Source organism: Sphingomonas sp. SUN039 (genome assembly GCF_024758725.1).
Classification (GTDB): Bacteria; Pseudomonadota; Alphaproteobacteria; order Sphingomonadales; family Sphingomonadaceae; genus Sphingomonas_O.
Window position 1 is genome coordinate 3,101,512 of sequence record NZ_CP096972.1, and the last position, 24,208, is coordinate 3,125,719.

A 24,208-nucleotide genomic window follows, 5' to 3' on the forward strand; every position below is an offset into this window, starting at 1 on the left:
AGAAAGTAAACGTGCGCGCTACACCGCCCGTTAAATTTTGGCGGTTAAGCCGTTACGCCGAGCGCACAAAGCGCGAAAGCGGGAGAACACCATGTCGGGCGGGTTCGGGCGAAAGGGCGTCGCGGCCGGAGCGCCGACGCCCCGCACGATGGGCAGCGCAATGGGCAATCCGCGACCGTCATCGCCGCTATCGGGTCCCGACGCCGGGTTATCGCCCGAGGCCAGGGCCTTCATCGCAGCGGAGCGCAGCCGCGGCGCCGACGACGGACGGCACTCGGACAGGCCGACAATGTCCGCTGCCGAATCGGCGACGCGCCTCGCGCCGACCAAGCCAAAATCCGACCGCAGCATGGCGGTCGCCTATGTCCTGTGGTGGTTCGGCGCCTTCCTTGCCGCGCACCGTTTCTATCTGGGCGCGCACCGGTCGGCCGTGGCGCAACTCGGCCTGTTCTGGGGCGGTCTCCTCATCGGCGGGCTGATGTCGAAGCACAGCACGCTCTGGATCGGCGGCTTTGCGGTGCCGCCGCCGGGGATCATGATGATCCTCATCTGCATGATCTGGGTGCTTCTCGACGTCTTCCTGATTCCCGGCCTGATGCGGCGCTACCGCGCCTCGCAGCAGCGCGACGACCTGACGCACGTCTTCGCCTGACGACCCAAGGGTTGCGTGGCATGGAGCCACGCGCCAAGGCGCATGGCATCATGATCGATCCTGCACTCCGCGCTGCCGCGCTCGTCTCCAAGGCCTGGCCCTATGAGGAGGCGCGCAAGCTGCTCAAGCGCTATCCGGACGGCAAGCCCGCGCCCTTGGTGTTCGAGTGCGGCTACGGCCCCTCCGGCCTGCCGCATATCGGCACCTTCAACGAAGTGCTCCGCACCACGATGGTCCGCCATGCGTTCCAGACGCTCAGCGCCGCGCCGACACGGCTGATCGAGTTTTCGGACGATATGGACGGGCTTCGCAAGGTGCCCGACAATGTCCCGAACCAGGCGATGCTGACCGAACATCTGGGGAAGCCGCTCAGCCGCATCCCCGACCCGTTCGGCAAGTTCGAGAGCTTCGCGCATCACAACAACGCGATGCTGCGCGATTTCCTCGACCGCTTCGGCTTCGACTATGAGTTCCTTTCGTCATCGTCGCAGTACGAAAGCGGCGCGTTCGACGATGCGCTGCGCGGCATATTGCGGAACTACGACGCGATCATGGGCGTGATGCTGCCTACGCTCCGCAAGGAACGCGCCGCCAGCTATTCGCCCGTCCTGCCGATCAGCGAGAAGTCCGGCATGGTGCTGCAAGTGCCGGTCGAAGTCGTCGATGCAGAGGCGGGCCTGATCCGCTTCGATGACGGTGGCGACACCGTCACCCAATCCGCGCTCGGCGGCAAGGCCAAGCTCCAGTGGAAAGTCGACTGGGCGATGCGCTGGGTCGCCTTGGGCGTCGATTACGAGATGTACGGCAAGGACCTGATCGACAGCGGCATCCAGTCGGGCAAGATCGCGCGCATCTTGGGCGGGCGACCGCCCGAAGGGTTCGTCTACGAGATGTTCCTCGACGAGGCAGGCGAGAAGATTTCGAAGTCGAAGGGCAATGGCCTGACGCTCGAACAATGGCTCGATTACGGGACGCAGGAGAGCCTGTCGTTCTTCGCCTATCGCGAACCGAAAAAGGCCAAGTCGCTGCACATCGGCGTGATCCCGCGCGCGGTCGACGAATATTTCCAGTTCCGGGGGAATTACGCCGGACAGCCGGTCGAGCAGCAGCTCGGCAATCCTGTGCACCATATCCACAACGGCAACGTGCCAGACGCGGTGCCGCCGGTGACGTTCGGGTTGCTGCTGAATCTCGCAGGGGTGCTGGGCGCAGGCGCGACGGCGAAACAGGTGCGGGGGTATCTGGCGAATTATGTGCAGGGCGAAATCACGCCCGAACTCGATGCGCTGATCGGCCATGCGCTGGTCTACAACCGTGACTATGTTGCGCCGACGCTGAAGCGGCGGAAGCCACAGGCGCAAGAGGTTGCGGCGCTCGAACGGCTCGACCGGGAACTGGCCGAATTGCCTGCCGATGCCGACGCGACCGCGATCCAGAACATCGTTTATGCGATCGGCAATGAGGGCGGGTTCGATCAGCTGCGCGACTGGTTCAAGGCGCTGTACGAGACGCTGCTGGGGTCGAGCGCGGGGCCGCGTATGGGGAGCTTTATTGCGCTTTATGGCGTGAAGCCGACGCGGGCACTGATTGCCGAGGCGTTGGCGTAATTCTCTCTCTCCCAAAGGGAGAGGGCGACACGCGCGAAGCGCGGCGGGGTGAGGGGTTAGGCGCTCTCGATTTGAGTGGCCGCCGCGGCAAAGCCGCCCTTCGACTGCCTGCCAAGGCAGGTGCTCAGGACAGGCCGACTTGGGCAAAGCCCAAGTCGTCGGTCGGCTTGCAGCCGCCGGCCGCGCTGGCGCAAGGTCGATTTAGCTTTCGCTAAATCGTGCCTGCGCTGCGCGCTGGTCGGGGAAAGAGGATTCGAACCTCCGGCCCCTGCCTCCCGAAGACAGTGCTCTACCAGGCTGAGCTATTCCCCGACCGGCGCGGTGCCAGACGGGTGACCCCGCCAAGCGAGCGCGGCCCTTAGCGCCGCGACTTGGCGGGTGCAACCCTAGGCCGTTTGAGCGGCTTCAAACAGGAACCACGCCCGCTGTTCGGCATCGTCGGTCCAGTTGTCGATCACCGCCGATGTCGCATTGTCCTTCGCCGTGTCGGCCAGATCCTTGGCCGCGCGCAGCGATTCGACCAGCTTCAGATTGTCGTCGCGCAGCTCGGCGAGCATCGCGGCAGGCGTTACCATCTCGGCGTTATTGTCCTTCAGCGTCTGGTGCCGCGACACATCGCCGATCGAACGCAGGGTCGTGTTGCCGGTCTTGCGGACGCGCTCGGCGATCAGGTCGGTCGTCGCAAAAATCTGCGTCGCCTGTTCGTCGAACAACAGATGGTAATCACGGAAATGCGGGCCGCTGACATGCCAGTGAAAATTCTTGGTCTTGAAATACAGCGCAAAGCTGTCGGCGAGGATGCCGTTCAGCGCGTCGGCGACGCTGGCGACGGCGTTGGTCGGCAGGTCGGTCGGGGTCTTCAGCTTGGTCTTGGGCGTTTTCGCCATGGAGGATTTCCTTTGCCGGATTTCGTTGCGTAGCCAAAACTATCGACGCGCCGAAAGGCTGCATCGACCGGCACATAATCTGCGAAAGCGTCAAACGAGGCGCAAGGCACCGACAGCGAGAAATCCTGCGGTCACGATCATCACTGCCGCCGCGCCCCAGCGAATCGGCTGCATCGGCACGCCATTGTTCAGCAGCACGCGGGTCAGGATCGCTGCGGCCGCCATGCCGGCCAGCCCGCCGAACGAGGCGGCGAACGGGCCGAAGCGCGTGGACAGCGCAAAAACAAGGATCAGGACACCGCCCCGCCAGAACGCTCCAAGGGTGCGGATCGCGCCCGTGGCCGGGGCCACGCGCTGCAACTGGCCGATCGCGGCGAACAGCAGTGCGATCGCGATCATCAGCGCGGTAGCCCAGGCGTTCATCGTGCGCCCGGCAAACACTCCTGCCGCGCCGGCAAAGAACACCGCAGCAGCAATCAGCCACAAGGCGATTTCCTGTCGCCGCGCCTCGGCATAGAGCAGGGCACGCGGCCCCATTTCGGCGAGCATCACCGCGACGATGGCGGGTACGAATCCGTTCATGACAGGGTGGCGGCCGGGCTCACCCGTGCAGGCGCAAGCCGACCGAGGCGAGCAACGAGGCTTGGGCCGCAGCGGGCAACGACTCGCACTCCAGCGCGTCGCCCATCGCCTCGAGATAGGGCATCACCACCATATTGCCGCCCGATGTCGCCATGGCGCGTTCGAGGCCGCTCGCCAGCGTCGCCAGCGCTTCCATCCGGGCACCGCGTGCCTCGCGGCGGATGTCGTCGACGGCAAAGGCAATCCGGCTGGACGTCATATGCGACAGCTCGCGGCCGAGCAGGTCGATGCGCGCCGCCAGCTGGGCCCGGACGACGGCTTTGGTATCGGCGTTGAGACTCATCGCGCACCCCCTCGACGTGCGACCCTGCGCCCGCGATGGTGAAGAGGGCGTTAACGCCGGTTCCGTGCTTGACTTTCGCGGGCGTCGCCGCCATTGGCCCGCGCTTTCCAGATCAACGTACAGTTCAAAAAGGCACTCCGGTCATGGCCAAGCCAACCACCGTCAAGATCAAGCTCGCCAGCACGGCGGACACCGGCTTCTTCTACGTCACGAAGAAGAACCCGCGCACCAAGACCGAGAAGCTGTCGTTCCGGAAATACGATCCGGTGGTGCGCAAGCACGTCGAGTTCAAAGAGACGAAGATCAAGTAGCGTTTTAGCGCGGCCCGAGGAAATCTGGGTCCGCGCGGCGCGCACAAGCGCGCAAAACGCTACCGGACGGCGGCTTTAGCCGACCGACGTCACGGCTTTGCCGGGACGCTGTCCGTCCTTCCAACTGTCAAAAGACTTTCCACCGCCTCCACGAACCGCATCAGCGAAATCGGTTTCGACACATAGGCATCGGCCCCCGCCGCCCGCGCGCGTTCCTCATCGGCTTTGCCTGCATAGGCGGTCACCGCCATGATCGGTGTCGCCGCCAGTTCCGCATCGGCGCGAATCGCTTCCATCAGTTCGATGCCGGTCACATGCGGCATCTGGATGTCCATCACGATCAGGTCGGGCATGAAGGCGCGGGCGGCATCCAGCGCCTCGCGGCCGTCGCGCACGCCCTCGACCGCATAGTTGTGCGCGCGCAACAGGTCGCAGAACAGCCGGAGATTGAGTTCGTTGTCCTCGACAACGAGCACTTTCCTTGCCACGCGCTTACGACCCTTTCCTACAGATGGATCCGACCTAGGCGATGGCGATACGCGAGACAAATGGCCCGTGGGATTCGGCCGACGATCCGGCGGAAACCTGGGCGTTGCAGGCACTGGCCTGGGTGCTGTCCGATGCCGGCCGCGCCGACCGGTTCGTCGCGCTCACCGGCATTTCGCCCGACGACCTGCGCGCGCGCGCCGGAGACCCGGCGGTGCTCGATGCAGTGCTGGGATTCCTCGAGGGGCATGAACCCGACCTGTTCGCCTGCGCGAAAGATATCGGCGTCGCGCCCATCGAACTGATCGCGGCGCGACAACGGCTCGCCCGATGAGCAAGCCCCTGCTGATTACCGATTGCGACGAAGTGCTGCTCCACATGGTCAGCCATTTCCGCGACTGGGTGAGCGACGCGCACGACACCGATTTCGATCTGGTCGGCGGCGATTTCTCGGGCGCGCTCAAGCGGCGACCTTCAGGGGAGGCGCTCAAGCGCGAAGAAGTCTGGCCGCTGCTCGACGGCTTTTTCCAGACCGAAATGCATCGCCAGACGCTCGTGCCGGGGGCTGCCGAAGCCTTGGCGACGCTGGGCGAGCGCGCCGACATCGTCGTGCTGACCAATCTCGGCCATCAATTCAACGAAGTGCGGGCAACCCAGCTGCTCGGTCACGGGATCGCGCACCGCGTCGTCACGAATCAGGGGGGCAAGGGCGATCCGGTCGCCCGGCTGGTGGCGGAGTTTGCCCCGTCGGTGACCGTGTTCATCGACGATCTCGCCCACCACCATAGTTCGGTCGCGAAACATGCGCCCGACGTGTTCCGCCTGCACATGATCGCCGAACCGATGGTCGCGGTGATCTCCCCGCCCGCCGCCGACGCGCACGCGCGCATCGACGATTGGGGAGCGGCGGTGCCGTGGATCGAAGCGCGGTTCGCCGGGATTCCGCTCTGATGGGCGCATTCGGCGCTTGACCGGACGGGGCGGGCGCGCTTTGTCGGTCGGCATGAGCAGCATCGAAACCGCGCTTGCCGCGCTGAACCTGAAACTCCCCAAGGCCGCCGCCCCGGTCGCCGATTATGTGCCGGTCGTCGAAAGCGGCGGCATGGCGTTCGTCTCGGGGCAATTGCCGTTCCTTAACGGCGAAGTCATGCGCGGGCGTCTCGGCGAGGACACCGATATCGCGATGGGCCAGCAGGCCGCACAGGCGTGCGGGCTGATGATTGTCGCCCAGCTCAAGGCCGCGCTCGGCGACCTCGACCGGATCGAGCGGATCGTGCGTCTGGGCGTGTTCGTGTCGAGCGATCCGCGCTTCACCGACCAGCCGCAGGTTGCCGATGGTGCTTCCTCGCTGATGGTTGCGCTGTTCGGCGACAAGGGCCGCCATGCCCGTGCTGCCGTCGGTGTGCCGGTGCTCCCGCGCGGGGCCATGGTCGAAGTAGACGCGGTCGTGCAGGTACGTCCCGCCTGACGAAAGGTAACCGCCCGTGAGCGAGGGCGATCCCGAAGGCCGCGTCACCCTTCGCGTCGGCGACGGCGTGTCCTCGTTCGACGCGGCCGCCTGGGACGCATGTGCGGGCGATGCCAATCCCTTTGTCAGTCACGCGTTCCTGTCGGCGCTCGAGGACTCGCACAGCGCAACGGCGCGCACCGGCTGGCAGCCGCTCCCGATCGCCTTCGACGAGGCCGACGGAAGCCTCGCCGGAGTCGCGCCTGCCTATGCCAAGAGCCACAGCCAGGGCGAATATGTCTTCGACCATAGCTGGGCCGATGCCTGGGAGCGCGCCGGGGGACGCTATTACCCGAAACTCGTGATCGCGTCGCCGTTTTCGCCGGTTCCGGGACCGCGTTTGCTGGCGCGCTCGCCCGAAGCCGCACGCGCCTTGATCGCGGGGGCCGAGGCACTGGTCGACCGCCATTCGATGTCAGGCGCGCATGCCAATTTCGTGGCCGGTGACCAGCTCGACCTGTTCCGCGACGCGGGCTGGCTGATCCGCGAGGGGACCCAATTCCATTGGGCCAATCGCGGCTATGCGACCTTCGACGATTTCCTCGGCGACCTTGCCTCACGCAAGCGCAAGGCGATCCGCAAGGAACGCGCCGCCGCCGTCGCAGGACTGGAGATCGTCCATTTGTCGGGCGGCGACCTGACCGAGACGCATTGGGACGCCTTCTGGTACTTCTATCAGGACACCGGCAGCCGCAAATGGGGCCAGCCCTACCTCACGCGCCGCTTTTTCTCGATGCTCGGCGAACGCATGGCGGACAAGGTGCTGCTGATGCTGGCGCTGCGCGATGGCAATCCGATTGCGGGGGCGCTCAACCTGATCGGCGCGGATACGCTCTACGGCCGTTACTGGGGTTGCCGCGAGGACGTGCCGTTCCTGCATTTCGAGCTGTGCTATTATCAGGCGATCGACGCGGCGATTGCGCGGGGCCTGTCGCGGGTCGAGGCGGGCGCGCAGGGCGAACACAAGCTCGCGCGCGGCTATGTGCCGGTGCCGACCTGGTCGGCGCATTATATTCCCGATGCCGGGTTCCGGTCGGCCATTGCCGATTTTGTCGCGCGCGAACGCCGCGCGGTCGAACAGAATATGGCGTTTCTGGGCGAGATGACGCCGTTCAGGAAGGGGTAGGCCTCCCAACGCGCTGGTTCGCGGCGCCGCAGGCAAAGTGTTGGTTCACACGAAGCTCACGAAGGCACAAAGGAGGGCACGCTTCCTTGGTGCCTTCGTGAGCTTCGTGTGAACCCATTCATCTGTGGCAACAGGTGCTAAAGCGCCTGCGGCGAAAAGATTCAGGCCGCCCGCCGCATCGTGGCACCCAGCCATGCGCGCGCTGCGCGTTGCGCTTCGGCGATTTCGCGGGCGGTCATGTCCCAGGCGATTTCGGCGCGGCTGCCATGGCCCCGTTCGTCCCCCGCCAGTGCCGCAAGATTGAACCATTTATGCGCCTGCACCAGATCGACCTCGATCCCCTCGGTGCCGGTCGAAAAGGCGATCCCCAGATCGTAATAGGCATCCGCATCGCCCGCCGCTGCATCCTGCATGCGGCTTTCAATCAGGAACATCGCGCTCTTCAGGCTGCTTGCCATCGTTTCGAACCCCTTTGCCCCGCCCCGTCGAGCGAGGCGTCCGGCGCAGTTGTCGCCGCAAGGGTCCGAACAAATGGTTAACGCGAAATGTAACTTTTTTAACTGTGTTTGCGTCAGCGCGCCTCGACTGCGAGATTGTCGATCAACCGCGTGGCCCCGATCCGCGCGGCGGCGACCAGCCGTGTGCCCGCCGGGTTTGCCTCCAGCGCGTCGTCGACCAGCTCGAAATAATCGACGGTGAATCCGGCCTTGTCGAGGGCGGCAACGCCCCGCGCCAACGCCTCGGCGACATCGCCACCACCACCGATCGCCGTCGATGCTTCGCCCAGCGCGCGCGGCAGCATCCGCGCCGCCAGCCGCTCCTCGTCGGTCAGATAGATATTGCGCGACGAGAGCGCGAGACCGTCGGCGTCGCGCTGGGTCGGCAACCCGACCACCTCGACGCCCAGGTCGAGGTCCGCCGCCATCCGCCGCACGACTGCCAGTTGCTGCCAGTCCTTCTCGCCGAAGACCGCGACATCGGGGCGCACCTGGCCGAACAATTTCGCGACCACCGTAGAAACCCCGTCGAAATGTCCCGGTCGCGACGCCCCGCAGAGCCCCTCGCCCAGGCCCGCAACCTGCACTTTGGTCGCAAAACCGTCGGGATACATGGTGGCCACTTCGGGTGCCCAGAGCACGGCCACGCCCGCGTCCTTGAGCATCGCGGCATCGGCGGCCTCGCGCCGGGGATAGCGCGACAAATCCTCGTTCGGGCCGAACTGCGTCGGGTTGACGAAGATCGAGGCGACGACATGGTCGGCGCGCCCTTTCGCTTCGGCGACCAGCGCCATATGCCCCGCGTGCAGCGCGCCCATCGTCGGGACCAGCGCGACCGTGCCCGCCGTTTCGGCACGCCACGCGCGCAGGTCGGAAAGTTCGCGGATCGTTTGCACAGCTACTTGGCCTCTACTATGGCGCGGGCGCGGCCTTTGGCAGACAGGGGCGCGCAAGATCAAGTGTCGCAATCCGCGCGGGGCATGGGGGCCGCTGACCGAAGTGATGAATTCGACCCGCGCGCACCGTATCGTTTTCGCCAATGAAAAGGGCGGCACCGGCAAATCGACCACGGCGGTCCATGTCGCGGTCGCGCTGGCGGCGGTGGGGCACCGGGTCGCCGCGCTCGACCTCGATACCCGGCAAAAGACGATGGCACGCTATCTCGACAATCGCGCCGCGACCGGGAGGCGGCGCAGCCTCGACTTGCCGACCGCGAACCATGGCGTGCTGTCGCTGCTGACGCCCGCTGGCCTCGACCAGGAAGTCGCGCGGCTGGGACACGGCGCGGACTTCGTCATTGTCGACACCCCCGGTCGCGACGATCCGCTCGCGCGCGCCGCGATTGCGCTCGCCGACACGTTGGTGACGCCGATGAACGACAGTTTCGTCGATCTCGACCTGATCGGACAGGTCGATGCCGAGACCTTCAAGGTCAAAAAACCGAGCTTTTACGCTGAGCTGATCTGGGACTTGCGGAAAGTCCGCGCCAAGGCCGATGGCGGCACCGTCGACTGGGTCGTGCTCCGCAACCGCCTCCAGCATCTCGACGCGCACAATATGCGGCGGGTCGGGGCAGCGCTTAACGAACTGTCGAAGCGCGTGGGCTTTCGCGTGATCCCGGGCCTCGGCGAACGCGTGATCTACCGCGAACTCTTCCCGCAGGGGCTGACACTCCTCGATATCGACGCGATCGATCGGGTGGGCCTGAGCCTGATCGCGGCGCGGCAGGAGTTGCGCGAAATGGTCGCCGGTCTCGCGCTTCCCGACCATTCGGCACAGGTCCGGATGGCGATTTGATCAAGCTGCTGTTCTTTGTCGCTTTGATCGCCGTCGTCGGCTGGCTCGCCGTGCGCGCGATGCAGCCCGCCGCGATGCCGCGCGACGAAGCCGCCAAGCTGCTCGGCCTCGACGCATCCGCCGGAACCGACGCGGTCCTCGACGCACACCGCCGCCTGATCGCCAAGGTCCACCCCGATGCCGGGGGCAGCGCCGAGCTCGCCGCGCGGATCAACCAGGCGCGCGACATCATGTTGAAACCCTGAGGGAACAGGCCCGCGTTCCGGCTGTTCACCCGCCACCTTCCAAGCCCCGAGGATATCCATGACCCATCGCTTCGATCCGACCGCGCTGCGCGAATACGACATTCGCGGAATTGTCGGCCAGACGCTCGGCCCCGACGATGCCTGGGCGATCGGGCGCGGGTTCGGGACGCGGGTGCGGCGCAACGGCGGGACGCGCGTGGCGGTCGGCTATGACGGGCGGGTGTCGTCGGTCGAGCTGGAATCAGCGCTGGTGCGCGGCCTGACCGAGACCGGTATCGATGTGGTCCGCGTGGGTCTGGGGCCCACGCCAATGCTGTACTATGCCGAAGCGACGCTCGAGGTCGACGGCGGCGTGCAGATAACCGGCAGCCATAATCCCGCCGAGTATAATGGCTTCAAGATGGTATTGGCCCATGCGCCGTTTTTTGGGAGTGACATTCAGGACCTCGCGCGGCTCGCCGAAGGGGCGGACTGGGAAGACGGCGCGGGGACGGTCAGCAACTACAGCATCATCGACGATTATGTCGCGCGGCTGGTCGAGGGCTATGACGCCGGACCCTTTCGGATCGGCTGGGACGCCGGCAATGGCGCGGCTGGCGAAGTCATCGACAAGCTCGTCAAGCTGCTGCCCGGCGAGCACCTGACGATCTTTACCGATATCGACGGCGCGTTTCCCAATCATCATCCCGATCCTACCGAGGAAAAGAACCTCGCCGATCTCAAACGCCTCGTCATCGACAACAAGCTCGACTTCGGACTGGCTTTCGATGGCGATGGCGACCGCATCGGTGCTGTCGATGGCAAAGGCCGCGTCGTGTGGGGAGACCAGATTTTGAGCATCCTCGCGCAGCCGCTGCTGGCGGCGCTGCCCGGCGCAACGGTGATCGCGGACGTTAAGGCATCGCAGATGCTCTACGACCGGGTCGCCGAACTGGGGGGCAATCCCGTGATGTGGAAGACCGGCCATAGCCTTGTGAAAACCAAGATGAAGGAAACCGGTGCACCGCTCGCGGGCGAAATGTCGGGGCACATCTTTTTCGCCAAGGACTATTACGGATTCTACGGCTTCGACGACGCGCAGTTCGCGGCAATCCAGCTGATCCGCGCAATCGCGTCGCAGGGCGGATCGTTGACCGCGCTCAAGGACGCGATGCCCGCGCTGGTCAACACCCCCGAGATGCGCTTTCAGGTCGACGAGAGCCGCAAGTTTGCGGTTGTCGACGAAGTGCTCGACCGGTTGGAGGCAGAAGGCGCGACGGTCGACCGCACCGATGGCGCGCGCGTTAACACGCCCGACGGCTGGTGGTTGCTGCGCGCGTCGAACACGCAGGACGTGCTGGTCGCGCGCGCTGAATCCACCGATCAGGCCGGACTCGACCGGTTGCTTGCGATGATCGACGCGCAGCTGGCAGCGTCAGGGCTGGAGCGGGGGCCGCAGGCGGGGCATTGAGCGAGAGCTGTGCTCCTGCGAAAGCAGGAGCCTTGGCAACCAGCTTCAATGCTCGTCGTCAGGGCTCCTGCTTTCGCAGGAGTACAGAACTTCAGGCAGCTGCCCGCCTCCCCGCTTCGACCGTCACCGGGCGTGCCGCGCTGCGGTCGAGCGGTCCCGGCCGGTCCCAGGCCCCTTCGGGCCGGATCAGCTCATAGGGCGAGTGGCCGAGGCCGATGGGGTTTTCGGCAGGCGCAATCGGCCCTTCCATCTCGACATAATCGACATCTGAAAAACTGAAGGTCGGGCGTCCCGATATGGGACGAAAGCCGAAGCGCGACCAGAACGGCACCAGATCGGCGCGGGCATGGCCATAGATATGAGTGAACCCCTTTTGCCGGACGTAATCGATGGCGGCGCGAACCAGCCGGAATGCCATGCTCGATTTGCGGAATTCATGGCGCACCGCCAGCCGTTCCAGCTTGGCGAAGCTGCCGAAAAAGCGGATACGGATGCACCCGACGGGCTCGCCGCCGATCTCGCCGATAATGTGCGCCGCGCAGAAATCATTGCCGTCGAATTCCTCCTCATAGGGGCAGGATTGTTCGTGCATGTACGTCGCCGCCCGGATCGCGAAGACCTTCATCACATCCTCGATCGTTCGTGACACGCGGGTGGTGGTCTCCGGCGCTTTCGCCCTAGTGCCGCCGTCAGGACCATCGCCGGGACCGCCATCAGGCCCTCCTTCGCCATCCGGCCCCCGGTCGTTGCGAAAGACGACGAGCACATCGTCATCGGCTTGCGGAAAGTAATCGATGGCCCGCTCGAACCCGAGCGAAGCAAACAGCCGGGCGGCGGGTGCGGTGGCGGCACTGGTAAACAGCGGCACGCCGCCGGGGGCGATCTCCTCGAAATGCGCGGCAATCGCGGCAATCGCGGGGATGAAATTGCCCGGCGAATACACGCACCACATGTACAGCGCCTCGGGGACTTCACCTGCGCGGCATAGCAACGAAGTATCGGGGTCGCGCCGGTTGAGGCGTCCTTCGGTCAAGGCTGCAAGTCCTTCGGGACGGAGCGGCAGATAGGCGACGAAGCCAGGCTCGCCGCCGTCGGGCCGCTCGGCAAGACGTATGATCTCGGGGTTATGGGCCAGCACACGCATCAGCGCGCTGTCGTCGGCGGTTGCGCCGACCGCGTGGCGCAATTTGCGCGCCAGGAAACGCGCTTCTTCGACCGATACCGCCCGCGAACGGGTCATGCTGCGGTTTCCTCGGATTCGGACCAGTTTCTCGAACCGGTCGGTAAAGGCCACAGTCTTGTAGCTTGCGGGTGTTGCGGTTACACTGTCCGTCGATTGCATGTTGTCACCTGCATGTACGGGAATATTACTCTGTCCGGGGGAATTACTAATGGTGAGAGGCGGTCCCCGTATTAACCAAAATGTGACGTCCCGCGTTCACAATTTTGCACAGCGGCCCGCCACGCCGGCGCCGCCGAGGACCAAGCGTCCAGCGTCGCTTGATCGCCTTTCCTGGGACAATATGCGGCTGTTGCTGGCGCTGGCCGATGCCGGCAGCTTCCGTTCGGCGGCCGTCGTCGCGGGCGTCTCGCTCAACACCATCCGGTCGAAGATCGATCGCCTCGAACGCCAGTTCGGCACCGCCCTGCTCCGGCGTAGCGTCGAGGGCGCGCGGCTGACACAGGAGGGGCACGAACTGGTCGCGATCGCGCGCCAGATGGCGGCGCTCGGCAATACCGCCAGCCGCGTCCAGCGCGCGGGCGCCGAGCGACCGCACAGCACGGTAAAGATCACCGTGACCGAAGGGCTGGGGACATTCTGGCTGGTGCCGCGGCTGGTCGAGTTCCGCGCCGCGCATCCCGGGGTCAAGGTCGAGATCAATTGCGACATGGCGACGCCCGATGTGCTGTTCCGCGATGTCGATATCGCGGTGCAGCTGACCAAGCCGACGAGTCCCGACCTGATCGTCAAGCGGATCGGGACGATGCACCTGATGCCCTTTGCCGCCGACAGCTATTTGCGCGAACATGGGACGCCCACATCGGTGGCCGATGCCGCCGAACACCAGCTCGTCTGGCAACAGGCCGACCAAGTCGCGACCGACGCGCTGCCGCTGTTCGTCGATTCCGGACTCGCCGAAAGCATGATCGCGGTCCAGACCAACACCAGCTCGGCGCATTACTGGGCAGTGGCCAAGGGCGCGGGGATCGGGTTCCTGCCGACCTATGCCCGCGCGCTCAGCCGCTCGACCCGCCCGCTCGACATCGGCGTACAGCTGCGCCGCGACATCTATGTCGTGCACCATCCGGATGCGGTGCGCTTCCCCGAAGTGCGCGAAGCGCTCGACTGGCTGACCGCATCGTTCGACAAGACCAAATTCCCCTGGTTCGCCGACGAATTCATCCACCCCGACGAATTCGAACAAAGGTTCAGCGACAGCGTTGTCGTCAATTTGTTCGAGGGGTTCATTTCGCCGCAATAACCGCTAGGGCGTCGGCGTGACTGTCGCGATCACCCTGTCCGCGCTTGCGATGACGCTCATCGTGGGCGTCCGCTATCTCATTGCGAGCGGTGCCTTTGCTTGGGCGACGAAACGCCGCCACCCGCAGCTCTACACCGGCCTCGACAAGCAAATCGCGATGGAAATCCGCTGGTCGCTGGCGAGTGCGGCGATCTATGGCATTCCCGCGGGGATCGTCGCCTGGGGGTGGCAGAACCGGGGGTGGACGCAAATCTACGACGCCGCCGGTGCCTACCCGCTTTGGTATCTGCCGGTCAGCGTGCTGCTCTATCTGTTCGCGCACGACACATGGTTTTACTGGACGCACCGCTGGATGCACACGCCGCGCCTGTTTAAGGTCGCCCACGCCGTCCACCACGCCAGCCGCCCGCCGACCGCCTGGGCCGCGATGAGCTTTCACCCGTGGGAGGCCTTGACCGGTGCCGTTGTCATTCCCGCGCTGGTGTTTATGATTCCGATCCATGCCGGCGCGCTGGGGGTGGTGTTGTCGGTCATGACCGTCATGGGTGTAACCAATCACATGGGCTGGGAAGTATTCCCCCGTGCTTTGGTTAACGGACCATTAGGAAACTGGCTGATAACCGCGACGCATCACCAGCGGCACCATGCTGAATACCGGGGGAATTATGGGCTATATTTCAGATTTTGGGACCGGCTTTGCGGCACCGACAAGGGGCTGGGCAGCTTTGGCGGCGGCGTTGCTGCTGGCGGCGGCTCCGGCGAGCGCCGCCGCATCGGGTAGCGTCGTACTGGCTGTTACCGGCCTGCGCTCGATGAAGGGCAATGTGCTGGTCTGCATGACCGCGAAGCCCGAACTGTTCACCAAATGCGACAAGGACCCCGCATCGAAGCGCCGCGCGGTGCCCGCCGCGCAAGCCGGGTCGATCGTGTTCACCGACGTCGTCCCCGGCACCTATGCAATTGCGCTGGTCCATGACGAGAATGCGAACAACAAGATGGACACCGGCTTCATGGGACTGCCCAAAGAGGGCTTTGGTTTCTCGCGTAATCCCGCGATCATCATGGGACCGCCGAGGTTTTCGGGTGCGAGCTTTGTCGTAGGTGCGGGGAGGGCAGAAACCGCCATTAAAGTGAAATACATGTAGTGGTGTCGGAACGGGGCGAACGCGTGGTCCGCCCCGTCGGCGTCACAGCCCGAACGCTATGCCTATGCGTCCGCCGGCCGATCCCTTGACGGTCGAGCCCGCGACACCCCCGTCACATAGGTTTTCTCGCCGATCTGCCCCGCGACCGACAGCGAGAAGCCCTGCTGGCCGCGATAGGTCGCCAGGTTGAAATTGATCGACACCTTGCTGTCGGGAACGATCACCGCACCGCTCATTGCCATGGCGGCGGCAATGCCGCCCTCGGCCTCGCGGCGGTTGTTGTCGATGGTCGTGCCGATCCCGCCGACCAGGCTTTCGAGCGAGGTCAGCCGCGCGCTTTGCGCGGTGTTGAGCACGTCGATGCCGTTGAGGCGCGTATCCTGCGCGGCATTGGCGGCGACGGCGGCATTGGCGGCGGTCAGCGCGGTTGCGGCATTGGTGCTGGCGGTGTTCGACGTGGTCACGGCCGAATTGGCGTTGACCAGCGCCGTATTCGCTGTGGTCTGCGCCGCCGCCGCGTTAGTCACGGCGGTGTTTGCCGTGGTTTGTGCCGCTGCCGCGTTGGTAACGGCGGTATTGGCGGTCGTCTGCGCTGCCGCCGCATTCGTGACGGCGGTATTCGCGGTCGTCTGTGCGGTCGCGGCATTGGCGAGCGCCGTGTTCGCTGTCGCCTGCGCTGCCGCCGCATTGCCCCCGCCGCCGCCTACGCCCGCGATGGCCGCGTTCAGCTGGCTGACGTTCACCGCATCGGTCCCGGCGGTTCCGGTCGCCACATTGACGATGCGGCGTTCCGTACCCGCAGCCCCGACCGACACGGTATTCGCCTGATCGGCCAGCGATGCCGCACCTAGTGCGACGCTGTTGGTCGCCGTCACGCGGGCGACCGATCCCAGTGCGACACCGTCGATGGCGCTCGCCGCCGCGCCGTTGCCCACCGCCGTAGAGCGGTTGGACGAAGCGGCAGTGCTGGAGCCGATTGCGACCGAATTATTCGCGGCACCCGAATTGATGCCCAGCGCGACGCCATTGAAGGCCGCACTGCTCGACGCCCCGATGGCGGTCGCGCCGTTGGCACCTGCGTTGGACGCGGCACCGATCCCGATCGACGACAGGCCGGTCGAGCGCACCGCCGTGCCGATGGCGATGCTGTTGCCGCCGCTGGCGAAGGTCGAGGTCGATGCATTCGGCGAACCGCCGCCGACCGTGTCGGACGAACTCCCGATGGCGATGTTGCCGTGCGTCTGGGCGTTGACGCTCAGCGACTGCGCGCCTGCGCCGATCATGATGTCGCCGTTGCCCTGGGCGTTGGCGCTCGTGCCGATGGCCGTGCTGCCGACACCGATCGCTTGCGCTCGTGCGCCCGTTGCGGTGGCATTGAGACCGACGGCAACCGCTCTTGCTCCGAACGCTGCGCCTTCGGTGCCTGCAGCCACCGCGCCAAGTCCCATAGCCGTACTTTCGGCGCCGCTCGCCGTCGTTGCCAGCCCAACCGCGACGCTCGACGATCCGCTCGCCGTGCTGCGCGAACCGAAGACAGCGCTTTGGAAACCGCTGGCGTTGGCCTGCAAGCCGACCGCGATTCCCTCGAGTCCCGAAGCGCGAGTCGCATTGCCGATGGCGATCGCGCCACCGTTGGCGGCCTGGGCATCGAAGCCGACCGCGACCGCCCCCTGGCCGCCCGCGACGCTCGTCGCGCCCACCGCGACACCGCGAAACGCCGCTGTACTGGCAAAGCCGGTCGCCACGGCCGAATCGGCCGCGGCACTGCTCGCCCCGAGGGCAGTTGCGGAGGCGGCGCTTGCCGTCGACGAACGACCCACAGCCGTAGCATTCAGTCCGGTCGCTTCAGCCGATTGCCCGACGGCGGTCGCCGAGTCCGCCGTCGCCCGCGCCGCCGCACCCAATGCCGTCGTCCGCTGATCGCTCGCGGTGGCACTGTTGCCGCACGCCAGCGTACTGCCCCCCGTGTCGGTCGCGCCACGATTGGCATCGGCGCCGTTACTGCCATTGTCCGTCCCGTTCACATCGCAGGTCTCCGCGTGGACGGGGGTAGCGATTGCGAACGCGGCTACAGCCGCCCCGGCGAGCATGGCAGTGCGGATCGCGGCAAATTTGGTCGTCATGACACATCTCCTGTTGGTCGATGTGACTTGACATCCAGGGGCGAGGGCTGGCGTCATCCGCATGGATGACGCGAACCGAAATATTTGCGCCAAACGCTTTCGACGCGCTGATCGGCGACATTTACGAATGCGTGATCGACGCGACGCGCTGGCCCGCCACGCTCGCGAAGGTCTGCGAGGCCATCGGCGGCAATGCGGGCTGGGTCGCGGTGCATGCCCCCAACCGGGTGAGTTCGACCTATCAGATCGAAACCGGCACCGATCCGGACTGGCAACAACGGCTGCGCGACGACTATGTCGGATCGTCGCCGTTCATCGGCATGGCGCATTACGTCCGCCAAGGCGAGGTGCTGTCGGTCGGCGATGTCGTCGATTACGACGAGTTCACGGCAGGGCGCTTTTACCGCGAATGGGCATCGCCGCAGGGCTGGCCCGACCTGATCTTCGCTGTCCTGTCGCGCGAGGCCGACCGGTTCAGCTTTCTGGGCGTCTGCCTGTCCGCCCGTGCCACGCCGGAGAACAAGCGGATCGCGGGCTATTTCGCGCCGCATCTCGACCGGGCATTGCGTATTCTCGACCTGCTGCAAGCACGCGAGCGCGCGTTGGGCGACGCGACCTCGGCACTCGATGCCATGTCGACCGGCGTGGTGCTGGTCGATGCGCGGATGGGCGTGCGCGGCATCAACCGCGCGGCTGAATATCTCCTGTCTGGCGGCCATGATGGCGAATGGCCCGCCGATGGATCGCGCACGCTTGCGGGCCTGCGCGCGCGAGACCTGGCCCCCGCCGTTGCCGCCTGTGCATCGGGATCGGCGGAACAGACCGGGGTATCGCTATCGGTCGAGGGTGCCGGCGGGCGCATGCTTGCCGTCCATGTCGTCCCGGTCCCCAGGCCGACGCGCGCAGTCGCGGACCGTGCGGTGGCCGCGCTGTTCGTCACCGATCCCGAGGCGCCGACGCTCGCCCCCGCCGGGTCGGTCGTCGAACGCTATGGCCTGACCCCGTCGGAGCTGCGCGTCGCGCTTGCGCTGTTCGAGGGCAAGACGCCGGGCGCGATCGCCGCCAGCCAGGGCGTGTCGCTGGCAACCGTGCGCACCCATCTGCGGCGGCTCTACGAAAAGACCGACACGAGCGGACAGGCGGCACTGGTGCGAACGGTCGGCGCGGCGATGCGGAGCGTTTAACCGGCGCAAGGTGGTTTAGCTGGACCCGATGCCGCGACGCGCCTAGACTGTTGCCATTCCCCGGGGGGCCGTGCTTGGACGGCTGAGATTGGGCCGATGCCCTGACCCGCGAACCTGATCCCGTTAGCACGGGCGGAGGAAGGGAGCGGTGCAGGCAAGCCACCGCGCTCTTTCCGTCCAGAGGAGAGCGTCAATGGCCGATTACACCGCACCATCCCCCAAAGTCACCACCGGCCCCATTCGCGGCAGCCGCAAAATCCATGTCGGCCCCCTCGGCGTTGCGATGCGCGCTATCCACCTCGAGCCGTCGTCGGGCGAGCCGCCGCTCAACGTCTATGACACCAGCGGCCCGTACACCGACCCCGCCGTGCAGATCGACATATCGAAAGGACTCGCCGAACTCCGCGCCAGCTGGATTCGCGGGCGCGGCGATGTCGAGGAAGTCGCCCAGCGCGAGGTCCGCCCCGAGGATAACGGGCAGCTCGGTCCCGACCGCAGCGGCGGGGTCGATCCCTTCCCCAATGTCCGCAAGCAGGTGCTGCGCGCCAAGCCCGGCATGAACGTCAGTCAGATGCACTACGCCCGGCGCGGCATCATCACGCCTGAGATGGAATATGTCGCCATCCGCGAGAACATCGGGCGCGACGCCATTGCGGGCCACATCCGCGACGGCGAAGATTTCGGCGCGGAAATCCCCGACCATGTGACCCCCGAATTCGTCCGCAGCGAAGTCGCCCGCGGCCGCGCGATCATCCCGTCGAACATCAACCACCCCGAATCCGAACCGATGGCCATCGGCCGCAATTTCCTGGTCAAGATCAACGCGAATATCGGCAACAGCGCGGTCGCATCCGACGTCGCGCAGGAAGTCGACAAAATGGTCTGGTCGATCCGCTGGGGCGCGGACACGGTGATGGACTTATCGACGGGCCGCAACATTCACGACACCCGCGAATGGATCGTCCGTAACAGCCCCGTCCCCATCGGCACCGTCCCGATCTATCAGGCGCTCGAAAAGGTCGGTGGCGTCGCCGAGGATCTGACCTGGGACATCTTCCGCGACACGCTCATCGAACAGGCTGAGCAGGGCGTCGATTACTTCACGATCCACGCGGGCGTCCGGCTCCCTTACGTCCCGCTCGCCGCCAAGCGCGTCACCGGCATCGTCTCGCGCGGCGGCAGCATCATGGCGAAATGGTGCCTCGCGCATCACAAGGAAAGCTTCCTCTACGAACGCTTCGACGAGATCACCGAGATCATGAAGGCCTACGACGTCGCCTACAGCCTCGGCGACGGCCTGCGCCCCGGCAGCATCGCCGATGCGAACGACGAGGCGCAGTTCGCCGAACTCTATACGCTCGGCGAACTCACCAAGCGCGCCTGGGCGCAGGACGTGCAGGTCATGATCGAGGGACCGGGCCATGTCCCGATGCACAAGATCAAGGTCAACATGGAAAAGCAGCTCGAAAGCTGCGGCGAGGCGCCGTTCTACACGCTCGGGCCGCTCACCACCGACATCGCGCCCGGTTACGACCATATCACCAGCGGCATCGGCGCGGCGATGATCGGGTGGTTCGGCTGCGCGATGCTCTGCTACGTCACGCCCAAGGAGCACCTCGGCCTGCCCGACCGCGACGATGTGAAAGTCGGCGTCGTCACCTACAAGCTTGCCGCGCACGCCGCCGATCTGGCCAAGGGGCATCCGGCGGCAAAGCTGCGCGACGACGCCCTGTCCCGCGCGCGCTTCGAGTTCCGCTGGCGCGACCAGTTCAACCTGTCGCTCGACCCCGACACGGCGGAACAATATCACGACCAGACGCTCCCTGCCGAGGGCGCGAAGACCGCACATTTCTGCAGCATGTGCGGCCCGAAATTCTGCTCGATGAAAATCAGCCAGGAGGTGCGCGAATTCGCCAAGCTCCAGAATCAGGACAGCGCCGCCTTCATCGCCGCCGACGTGGCAGAGGCGGGCATGGCCGAAATGAGCCAGGTCTATGAGGACACCGGCCGCGAACTCTACATGGGCGCGGGCGACCGCGAACACGACTAGCTCAGGGCGCGAGATTCATCTGCCAGCCAAACCGGCCATCGAACCAGACTAGAGGTATTCCGCTCCCCGCCCGTCGAACGGGCGGGGGAACCGGCAGCGAAACTGCACGAGGAAGCGCCTTCCCGCGCAAGGTGCGAATTCCGCCGGCGCGACCGGTTCTACCTGTCGCTCGCCCCCGACACGGCGGACATTAGAAAGGCTTTGACGACACCGGGCGCGAGTATTACGTCTACTTACATGAGTGTCAGTATAGTTAGTCTGAGAGTTTGAAACGATGAATGCGTCCCTATGGCTCCCGCTGGGTTCGCTCTCCAGCATCGCCATGCTGGTCGGGCTGTCTTACGCGCTGGGATTTAGGGGCAGGCGGACGCTTTCGGATGAATCTGAGCTGGTGGCGTTAAGTCAGCCTTATGGTGGCGCGCGGGAATTTGTCATGGATGCCAACGGAGCAAGCGCAATCGCGTTGCTGCACGATGGCCGACTTTTGCTTTGCAAGGTCTTTGGAAACAAGATTGTCACCCGCGTATTTTCAAGGGATGAGATTGTGTCGGTTAAAGATTTTGGCCCGGATCGGGGCGATGTGCGCCGGGTCTCGTTTCAATCTCAAGATCTTGGATTTCCAACTTTGGCGTTGGAGGTACCGCATGACGTTTTGCCGCAATGGCTTGAGGATTTGACACGGAAGTGAGGTCGAAATGATCCCCGAAACGCCCGACTGGGCCAAGGTCCCCATCCTTGGCATTGCCATTTTTGCCTTCATATTTCTGATAATCGCCGAAATGCTCAGGACACGGCGGCGCAACCCGGGTGCCTATGAATATCGCGATACGGCGGCATCGCTGCTGATGGGCTTTGGCAGCCTGATCGCGGGGGCAGTCTATGCTAGTTTTCATTTGATGATCGCTCTCGGCGTTTACGAGTTCCGCCTGTTCAACATCGGTTGGACGTGGGAGGCGCTGATCGTCTGCTTCTTCGTGACCGATCTTACCTATTACGTCAGCCACCGCCTCGCGCACGAGCACCGATTGTGGTGGGCAAGCCATGTTGCCCACCATTCATCGCAACATTTCAATGGATCGACCGCGCTGCGTCAGTCTTGGACGGACTTTTTAGGAATTGGCATATGGATCACCCTACCGCTGTATTTCATTGGATTTCCGATAGCGATGGTGATCCTGTTCAGAGGGATCACAGCCGTGTATCAACTCTGGGCGCATACCGAGCAGGTCAAGTCAATCGGTCCGCTTGAATGGATTTTGAATACGGCATCGCACCACCGCGTCCATCATGCCACCAACCCGCAATATATCGATTCCAACCACGGTGGCTTTCTTATCATCTGGGACCGGATGTTCGGGACATTTGTGGCAGAGGATGAAAACGACCCATGCCAATACGGCATTACGTCCAACTTGGGCACGTTCAACCTTGCCCGTATCGCACTTCATGAATGGGTCGCGATGGGGCAGGATGTCCGCAAGTCGGGGTCGCTGCGTGATGCGTTCTGGTATGTATTCGGTGCGCCGGGATGGAGCCCTGACGGCTCGCGAGAGACGTCACGCACAATGAGAGCGAAATGGGCGCAGGAAAAATGGGCGCGCGACAATGACCCGCTCGTAGCAGCCGAATGAGCGCCCTGCTGCCAACGCACTATGCCCTGAGCGAACTGCTTCTCGCCGTGGCTGGCGGCTTTGCCATTGTTCGGGCGGGACGGATCAGCACATGGTTTGCCATTGGACTGGCACCCGTCGCGCTTGCGGGGCTTGTCGGGGCTATCCGTATCGCCGCCGGGATGACGGGCTTCATTGTCGATCTTCACGGTTTTCTGTCCCGCCCGGCCGCGCTGTTCGGTCTGGCGTGTCTCGTCGCGGTCTTGCTGCGACGGCAGTGGTGGCTGCCGCCGGTCTTGGGCATTGTTGCAATGGCCATAGCCGTTTTCGCCCCGGCGGCGACACCGCTGCTATTTATCGGACTGACAGCTGCTGGGGCGGTGCTTGCTTATCGCGCCGCCACCGATCGCGCGCTGCTCAGCGCCGTCAGCTTCGCCGGATTGTTGATCGCCATTCTCGCGAGTATGCCCTTTCGCAGCACACAACCGGCACTGGCATGGCATCTGTTTCACACACTTGTCGCGGTCTGGTTCGTGCTCGTTGCGGCTTTCGTTGTCCCGATCCTACAGGCACAATCCCCGACTGCGCCCGCCTCTTCAACGCCCATCGGCTGACCCGCCGCGAACACGACTGACACCACGGATTGCGGCACGCGCTTGCCAAAGCGCGGACACAGCCTAGGCTGCCACCCTAGGGCGCGGGAGCCGCAACGTCGGCGCAGCAGGGGAAGGGCGATGAAGGCATTTCGGAGCGCGCTGGCGCTCGCGGTGGCAGGGCTGACGCTCTCGGGCACGCTGGCGATCGCGCCGGTGGCGGCGCAGCCGGGGACCGACGTCAACGGCAGGAACGTCACTTTTGTGCGGCATGCGGGGGGCAGCTTCGCGCGGCAATCCGACGGCAGTTGGGGCGAATTCGACAGCAACGGGCAACTGACGTTCCGCTTTGCCGAAATGCAGCGCGACGAATGGTCGGTCTATCTCAACGATCCCTCGCGCAACGTGCAGATTCAGCTCGACCTGTTCCGCCGCAAGATTAGCTATGGCACCGGCGGCGCGCCGCGCAGCGACCTGTACGACATCATCGGCGCCTCGCGGCCGCAGACCGCGCAGCAATACACGCCGCCGCCGCGGCCGACGCGCATGGTGAATGCCGGGCCGATCTGGAACCAGCAGGACGCCGCGATGAAATGCCCGGTGGTCGCCTATGCCGTCAACGGGCGCTGGACCGGCCAGTGGCGCACGGTGCAGGCGGGCCAGATGTCGGTCTGCGAGATCGAGCAATAGGGGCTCGGGGCGGCGCGGCGCGATGACTTACGCGAAGGACGCCGCGCCGCCCTTCTACCACGGCACCCGCGCCGATCTGGCAGTGGGCGATATGCTGGGCGCGGGGTTCCGGTCGAACTTTCGCGACGGCACTGCGCTGTCCTGGGTCTATTTCACATCGCGGCTCGAAACGGCGGTGTGGGGGTGCGAGCTGGCGGCGGGTGAAGGCAGGGAGCGCATCTACATCGTCGAGCCGACCGGCGCTTATGAGGACGACCCCAACCTCACCGACAAGAAATTCCCCGGCAACCCGACGATGAGCTATCGCAGCCGCGCCCCCCTACGCATCACCGGCGAAGTCGCGACCTGGGAACCGCACCCGCCCGAGGTGTTGCTGGCGATGAAGGACGGCCTTGCCGCGCTCCGCGCTACGGGCAAGGATGTCATCCTCGACTGAGACGGAAGGTACCATGGCCGAAGATGCCGCTGCCGAAATCGACGCGAAGATCGCAGGCCTCGCCGACTGGCGGGGCGCGACGCTGGCACAGCTACGCGCGCTGATCCGGCAGGCGATCCCGGACGTCGAGGAATCGGTCAAATGGCGCAAACCGTCCAACCCGGCGGGCGTGCCGGTGTGGTCGGTCGCGGGCCGCATCCTGTGCACGGGCGAAGTCTATAGGGATAAGGTCAAGCTGACCTTCATGGACGGCGCGAAACTGCCCGACCCGACGGGCGTGTTCAACGCGAGCCTCGACGGCGGCACGCGGCGGGCCATCGATCTGCGCGAGGGGGAGATGGTGGACGCTGGGACGTTTGTTAAAGTGGCACGGAATTCAACTAAGTAAGTATTTTCCCGCACAA

At 65.0% G+C, this 24,208-nt stretch carries 29 protein-coding genes, 1 tRNA gene and 1 riboswitch; of the genes, 21 read left to right on the plus strand and 9 right to left on the minus strand.

The window, feature by feature from the left end:
• Nucleotides 1-91: 91 nt before the first annotated feature.
• Both M0209_RS15265 and M0209_RS15270 read left to right on the plus strand, forming a co-directional pair.
• Nucleotides 92-652: a TM2 domain-containing protein gene (locus tag M0209_RS15265; RefSeq protein ID WP_258889135.1), complete on the plus strand. Its 561-nt coding sequence runs from the start codon at nucleotides 92-94 to the stop codon at nucleotides 650-652.
• A gap of 50 nt (nucleotides 653-702) precedes the next feature.
• Entirely contained in the window at nucleotides 703-2,259 is a 1,557-nt protein-coding gene (locus tag M0209_RS15270; protein WP_258889667.1) for a lysine--tRNA ligase, read from the plus strand.
• Between the two features lie 235 nt (nucleotides 2,260-2,494).
• Here M0209_RS15270 and M0209_RS15275 read toward each other — a convergent pair.
• The 4 genes from M0209_RS15275 to M0209_RS15290 all read right to left on the minus strand — a co-directional run bounded on the left by M0209_RS15275 (nucleotide 2,495) and on the right by M0209_RS15290 (nucleotide 4,071).
• Nucleotides 2,495-2,571, minus strand: a tRNA-Pro gene (locus M0209_RS15275).
• A 74-nt stretch (nucleotides 2,572-2,645) separates the two neighbouring features.
• Nucleotides 2,646-3,146, minus strand: coding sequence for a Dps family protein (locus M0209_RS15280; protein WP_258889136.1), 501 nt, complete (start codon nucleotides 3,144-3,146; stop codon nucleotides 2,646-2,648).
• A 90-nt stretch (nucleotides 3,147-3,236) separates the two neighbouring features.
• Nucleotides 3,237-3,728: a hypothetical protein gene (locus M0209_RS15285; protein ID WP_258889137.1), complete on the minus strand. Its 492-nt coding sequence runs from the start codon at nucleotides 3,726-3,728 to the stop codon at nucleotides 3,237-3,239.
• A gap of 19 nt (nucleotides 3,729-3,747) precedes the next feature.
• On the minus strand, nucleotides 3,748-4,071 hold the full coding sequence (locus M0209_RS15290; protein ID WP_258889138.1) for a hypothetical protein: 324 nt from the start codon (nucleotides 4,069-4,071) through the stop codon (nucleotides 3,748-3,750).
• A gap of 143 nt (nucleotides 4,072-4,214) precedes the next feature.
• Between M0209_RS15290 and rpmG the strand changes: the two genes are divergently transcribed.
• Nucleotides 4,215-4,382, plus strand: a complete 168-nt coding sequence (gene rpmG / locus M0209_RS15295) for a 50S ribosomal protein L33 (protein ID WP_258889139.1) — start codon at nucleotides 4,215-4,217, stop codon at nucleotides 4,380-4,382.
• A gap of 89 nt (nucleotides 4,383-4,471) precedes the next feature.
• Here the strand turns inward: rpmG and M0209_RS15300 are convergent, their stop codons facing one another.
• A complete protein-coding gene (locus M0209_RS15300; protein ID WP_258889140.1) occupies nucleotides 4,472-4,870 on the minus strand; it encodes a response regulator in 399 nt (132 codons plus the stop codon).
• A 41-nt stretch (nucleotides 4,871-4,911) separates the two neighbouring features.
• Here M0209_RS15300 and M0209_RS15305 point away from each other — a divergent pair, with 41 nt between their 5' ends.
• Genes M0209_RS15305 through M0209_RS15320 form a run of 4 tightly spaced genes read left to right on the plus strand, consistent with a single transcriptional unit; the run spans nucleotide 4,912 to nucleotide 7,501 of the window.
• Complete coding sequence (locus tag M0209_RS15305) at nucleotides 4,912-5,202, plus strand: DUF3572 domain-containing protein (RefSeq protein WP_258889141.1); 291 nt, start codon at nucleotides 4,912-4,914, stop codon at nucleotides 5,200-5,202.
• Nucleotides 5,199-5,819 carry an HAD family hydrolase gene (locus M0209_RS15310; protein ID WP_258889142.1) on the plus strand — a complete coding sequence of 207 codons (621 nt, stop codon included), beginning with the start codon at nucleotides 5,199-5,201 and terminating at the stop codon, nucleotides 5,817-5,819. The genes M0209_RS15305 and M0209_RS15310 overlap by 4 nt, the downstream gene beginning before the upstream one ends.
• Nucleotides 5,820-5,871: 52 nt before the next feature.
• Entirely contained in the window at nucleotides 5,872-6,336 is a 465-nt protein-coding gene (locus M0209_RS15315; protein ID WP_258889143.1) for a RidA family protein, read from the plus strand.
• 16 nt (nucleotides 6,337-6,352) lie between these two features.
• On the plus strand, nucleotides 6,353-7,501 hold the full coding sequence (locus M0209_RS15320) for a GNAT family N-acetyltransferase (RefSeq protein WP_258889144.1): 1,149 nt from the start codon (nucleotides 6,353-6,355) through the stop codon (nucleotides 7,499-7,501).
• A gap of 161 nt (nucleotides 7,502-7,662) precedes the next feature.
• Here M0209_RS15320 and M0209_RS15325 read toward each other — a convergent pair whose 3' ends face one another.
• Both M0209_RS15325 and panC read right to left on the minus strand, forming a co-directional pair.
• Entirely contained in the window at nucleotides 7,663-7,959 is a 297-nt protein-coding gene (locus M0209_RS15325) for a hypothetical protein (RefSeq protein ID WP_258889145.1), read from the minus strand.
• Nucleotides 7,960-8,072: 113 nt separating this feature from the next.
• The gene (gene panC / locus M0209_RS15330) at nucleotides 8,073-8,894 is read right to left on the minus strand and encodes a pantoate--beta-alanine ligase (protein ID WP_258889146.1); all 822 of its coding nucleotides are present in this window, start codon (nucleotides 8,892-8,894) and stop codon (nucleotides 8,073-8,075) included.
• A gap of 106 nt (nucleotides 8,895-9,000) precedes the next feature.
• Here panC and M0209_RS15335 point away from each other — a divergent pair, with 106 nt between their 5' ends.
• The 3 genes from M0209_RS15335 to pgmG are packed head-to-tail and all read left to right on the plus strand — an operon-like array spanning nucleotide 9,001 to nucleotide 11,490.
• Nucleotides 9,001-9,795, plus strand: coding sequence for a division plane positioning ATPase MipZ (locus tag M0209_RS15335; RefSeq protein ID WP_258889668.1), 795 nt, complete (start codon nucleotides 9,001-9,003; stop codon nucleotides 9,793-9,795).
• Entirely contained in the window at nucleotides 9,792-10,040 is a 249-nt protein-coding gene (locus tag M0209_RS15340) for a J domain-containing protein (RefSeq protein WP_258889147.1), read from the plus strand. The genes M0209_RS15335 and M0209_RS15340 overlap by 4 nt, the downstream gene beginning before the upstream one ends.
• A 58-nt stretch (nucleotides 10,041-10,098) precedes the next feature.
• Nucleotides 10,099-11,490: a phosphoglucomutase/phosphomannomutase PgmG gene (gene pgmG / locus M0209_RS15345; RefSeq protein ID WP_258889148.1), complete on the plus strand. Its 1,392-nt coding sequence runs from the start codon at nucleotides 10,099-10,101 to the stop codon at nucleotides 11,488-11,490.
• A gap of 91 nt (nucleotides 11,491-11,581) precedes the next feature.
• On the opposite strand, the gene M0209_RS15350 is transcribed toward pgmG, so the two are convergent.
• The gene (locus M0209_RS15350) at nucleotides 11,582-12,730 is read right to left on the minus strand and encodes a GNAT family N-acetyltransferase (protein ID WP_258889149.1); all 1,149 of its coding nucleotides are present in this window, start codon (nucleotides 12,728-12,730) and stop codon (nucleotides 11,582-11,584) included.
• A 283-nt stretch (nucleotides 12,731-13,013) separates the two neighbouring features.
• Between M0209_RS15350 and M0209_RS15355 the strand changes: the two genes are divergently transcribed.
• Genes M0209_RS15355 through M0209_RS15365 form a run of 3 tightly spaced genes read left to right on the plus strand, consistent with a single transcriptional unit; the run spans nucleotide 13,014 to nucleotide 15,118 of the window.
• Nucleotides 13,014-13,973, plus strand: a complete 960-nt coding sequence (locus M0209_RS15355) for a LysR family transcriptional regulator (protein WP_258889150.1) — start codon at nucleotides 13,014-13,016, stop codon at nucleotides 13,971-13,973.
• Between the two features lie 16 nt (nucleotides 13,974-13,989).
• Nucleotides 13,990-14,754 carry a sterol desaturase family protein gene (locus M0209_RS15360; protein ID WP_258889151.1) on the plus strand — a complete coding sequence of 255 codons (765 nt, stop codon included), beginning with the start codon at nucleotides 13,990-13,992 and terminating at the stop codon, nucleotides 14,752-14,754.
• Nucleotides 14,699-15,118 (plus strand): DUF2141 domain-containing protein, encoded by a 420-nt coding sequence (locus M0209_RS15365; RefSeq protein WP_258889152.1) that lies wholly within the window; start codon nucleotides 14,699-14,701, stop codon nucleotides 15,116-15,118. Before M0209_RS15360 ends, M0209_RS15365 begins: the two co-directional genes overlap by 56 nt.
• Nucleotides 15,119-15,180: 62 nt before the next feature.
• Here the strand turns inward: M0209_RS15365 and M0209_RS15370 are convergent, their stop codons facing one another.
• The gene (locus M0209_RS15370) at nucleotides 15,181-17,241 is read right to left on the minus strand and encodes a hypothetical protein (RefSeq protein ID WP_258889153.1); all 2,061 of its coding nucleotides are present in this window, start codon (nucleotides 17,239-17,241) and stop codon (nucleotides 15,181-15,183) included.
• 65 nt (nucleotides 17,242-17,306) lie between these two features.
• Between M0209_RS15370 and M0209_RS15375 the strand changes: the two genes are divergently transcribed.
• The 8 genes from M0209_RS15375 to M0209_RS15410 all read left to right on the plus strand — a co-directional run bounded on the left by M0209_RS15375 (nucleotide 17,307) and on the right by M0209_RS15410 (nucleotide 24,192).
• On the plus strand, nucleotides 17,307-18,425 hold the full coding sequence (locus tag M0209_RS15375) for a helix-turn-helix transcriptional regulator (RefSeq protein WP_258889154.1): 1,119 nt from the start codon (nucleotides 17,307-17,309) through the stop codon (nucleotides 18,423-18,425).
• 51 nt (nucleotides 18,426-18,476) lie between these two features.
• Nucleotides 18,477-18,583: riboswitch (TPP riboswitch) on the plus strand.
• A 35-nt stretch (nucleotides 18,584-18,618) separates the two neighbouring features.
• A complete protein-coding gene (gene thiC, locus M0209_RS15380; RefSeq protein ID WP_258889155.1) occupies nucleotides 18,619-20,475 on the plus strand; it encodes a phosphomethylpyrimidine synthase ThiC in 1,857 nt (618 codons plus the stop codon).
• Nucleotides 20,476-20,797: 322 nt separating this feature from the next.
• Nucleotides 20,798-21,163 carry a hypothetical protein gene (locus M0209_RS15385; RefSeq protein ID WP_258889156.1) on the plus strand — a complete coding sequence of 122 codons (366 nt, stop codon included), beginning with the start codon at nucleotides 20,798-20,800 and terminating at the stop codon, nucleotides 21,161-21,163.
• A gap of 7 nt (nucleotides 21,164-21,170) precedes the next feature.
• Nucleotides 21,171-22,106, plus strand: a complete 936-nt coding sequence (locus M0209_RS15390) for a sterol desaturase family protein (RefSeq protein ID WP_258889157.1) — start codon at nucleotides 21,171-21,173, stop codon at nucleotides 22,104-22,106.
• Nucleotides 22,103-22,699 (plus strand): hypothetical protein, encoded by a 597-nt coding sequence (locus M0209_RS15395; RefSeq protein WP_258889158.1) that lies wholly within the window; start codon nucleotides 22,103-22,105, stop codon nucleotides 22,697-22,699. The genes M0209_RS15390 and M0209_RS15395 overlap by 4 nt, the downstream gene beginning before the upstream one ends.
• 120 nt (nucleotides 22,700-22,819) lie before the next feature.
• Nucleotides 22,820-23,368, plus strand: a complete 549-nt coding sequence (locus M0209_RS15400) for a mannan-binding lectin (RefSeq protein WP_258889159.1) — start codon at nucleotides 22,820-22,822, stop codon at nucleotides 23,366-23,368.
• A 22-nt stretch (nucleotides 23,369-23,390) separates the two neighbouring features.
• A complete protein-coding gene (gene arr / locus M0209_RS15405) occupies nucleotides 23,391-23,804 on the plus strand; it encodes an NAD(+)--rifampin ADP-ribosyltransferase (protein ID WP_258889160.1) in 414 nt (137 codons plus the stop codon).
• Between the two features lie 13 nt (nucleotides 23,805-23,817).
• Nucleotides 23,818-24,192, plus strand: a complete 375-nt coding sequence (locus M0209_RS15410) for a DUF1801 domain-containing protein (protein WP_258889161.1) — start codon at nucleotides 23,818-23,820, stop codon at nucleotides 24,190-24,192.
• Nucleotides 24,193-24,208 lie beyond the last annotated feature (16 nt).

Bases quoted from the DNA above. Each gene is read 5' to 3' on its own strand.
- M0209_RS15265 (WP_258889135.1), top strand. From the start codon at position 92: ATGTCGGGCGGGTTCGGGCGAAAGGGCGTCGCGGCCGGAGCGCCGACG.
- M0209_RS15270 (WP_258889667.1), top strand. From the start codon at position 703: ATGATCGATCCTGCACTCCGCGCTGCCGCGCTCGTCTCCAAGGCCTGG.
- M0209_RS15280 (WP_258889136.1), bottom strand. From the start codon at position 3,146: ATGGCGAAAACGCCCAAGACCAAGCTGAAGACCCCGACCGACCTGCCG.
- M0209_RS15285 (WP_258889137.1), bottom strand. From the start codon at position 3,728: ATGAACGGATTCGTACCCGCCATCGTCGCGGTGATGCTCGCCGAAATG.
- M0209_RS15290 (WP_258889138.1), bottom strand. From the start codon at position 4,071: ATGAGTCTCAACGCCGATACCAAAGCCGTCGTCCGGGCCCAGCTGGCG.
- rpmG (WP_258889139.1), top strand. From the start codon at position 4,215: ATGGCCAAGCCAACCACCGTCAAGATCAAGCTCGCCAGCACGGCGGAC.
- M0209_RS15305 (WP_258889141.1), top strand. From the start codon at position 4,912: ATGGCGATACGCGAGACAAATGGCCCGTGGGATTCGGCCGACGATCCG.
- M0209_RS15310 (WP_258889142.1), top strand. From the start codon at position 5,199: ATGAGCAAGCCCCTGCTGATTACCGATTGCGACGAAGTGCTGCTCCAC.
- M0209_RS15315 (WP_258889143.1), top strand. From the start codon at position 5,872: ATGAGCAGCATCGAAACCGCGCTTGCCGCGCTGAACCTGAAACTCCCC.
- M0209_RS15325 (WP_258889145.1), bottom strand. From the start codon at position 7,959: ATGGCAAGCAGCCTGAAGAGCGCGATGTTCCTGATTGAAAGCCGCATG.
- M0209_RS15335 (WP_258889668.1), top strand. From the start codon at position 9,001: ATGAATTCGACCCGCGCGCACCGTATCGTTTTCGCCAATGAAAAGGGC.
- pgmG (WP_258889148.1), top strand. From the start codon at position 10,099: ATGACCCATCGCTTCGATCCGACCGCGCTGCGCGAATACGACATTCGC.
- M0209_RS15350 (WP_258889149.1), bottom strand. From the start codon at position 12,730: ATGACCCGTTCGCGGGCGGTATCGGTCGAAGAAGCGCGTTTCCTGGCG.
- M0209_RS15355 (WP_258889150.1), top strand. From the start codon at position 13,014: ATGCGGCTGTTGCTGGCGCTGGCCGATGCCGGCAGCTTCCGTTCGGCG.
- M0209_RS15370 (WP_258889153.1), bottom strand. From the start codon at position 17,241: ATGACGACCAAATTTGCCGCGATCCGCACTGCCATGCTCGCCGGGGCG.
- M0209_RS15375 (WP_258889154.1), top strand. From the start codon at position 17,307: ATGACGCGAACCGAAATATTTGCGCCAAACGCTTTCGACGCGCTGATC.
- thiC (WP_258889155.1), top strand. From the start codon at position 18,619: ATGGCCGATTACACCGCACCATCCCCCAAAGTCACCACCGGCCCCATT.
- M0209_RS15385 (WP_258889156.1), top strand. From the start codon at position 20,798: ATGCTGGTCGGGCTGTCTTACGCGCTGGGATTTAGGGGCAGGCGGACG.
- M0209_RS15390 (WP_258889157.1), top strand. From the start codon at position 21,171: ATGATCCCCGAAACGCCCGACTGGGCCAAGGTCCCCATCCTTGGCATT.
- M0209_RS15395 (WP_258889158.1), top strand. From the start codon at position 22,103: ATGAGCGCCCTGCTGCCAACGCACTATGCCCTGAGCGAACTGCTTCTC.
- M0209_RS15400 (WP_258889159.1), top strand. From the start codon at position 22,820: ATGAAGGCATTTCGGAGCGCGCTGGCGCTCGCGGTGGCAGGGCTGACG.
- arr (WP_258889160.1), top strand. From the start codon at position 23,391: ATGACTTACGCGAAGGACGCCGCGCCGCCCTTCTACCACGGCACCCGC.
- M0209_RS15410 (WP_258889161.1), top strand. From the start codon at position 23,818: ATGGCCGAAGATGCCGCTGCCGAAATCGACGCGAAGATCGCAGGCCTC.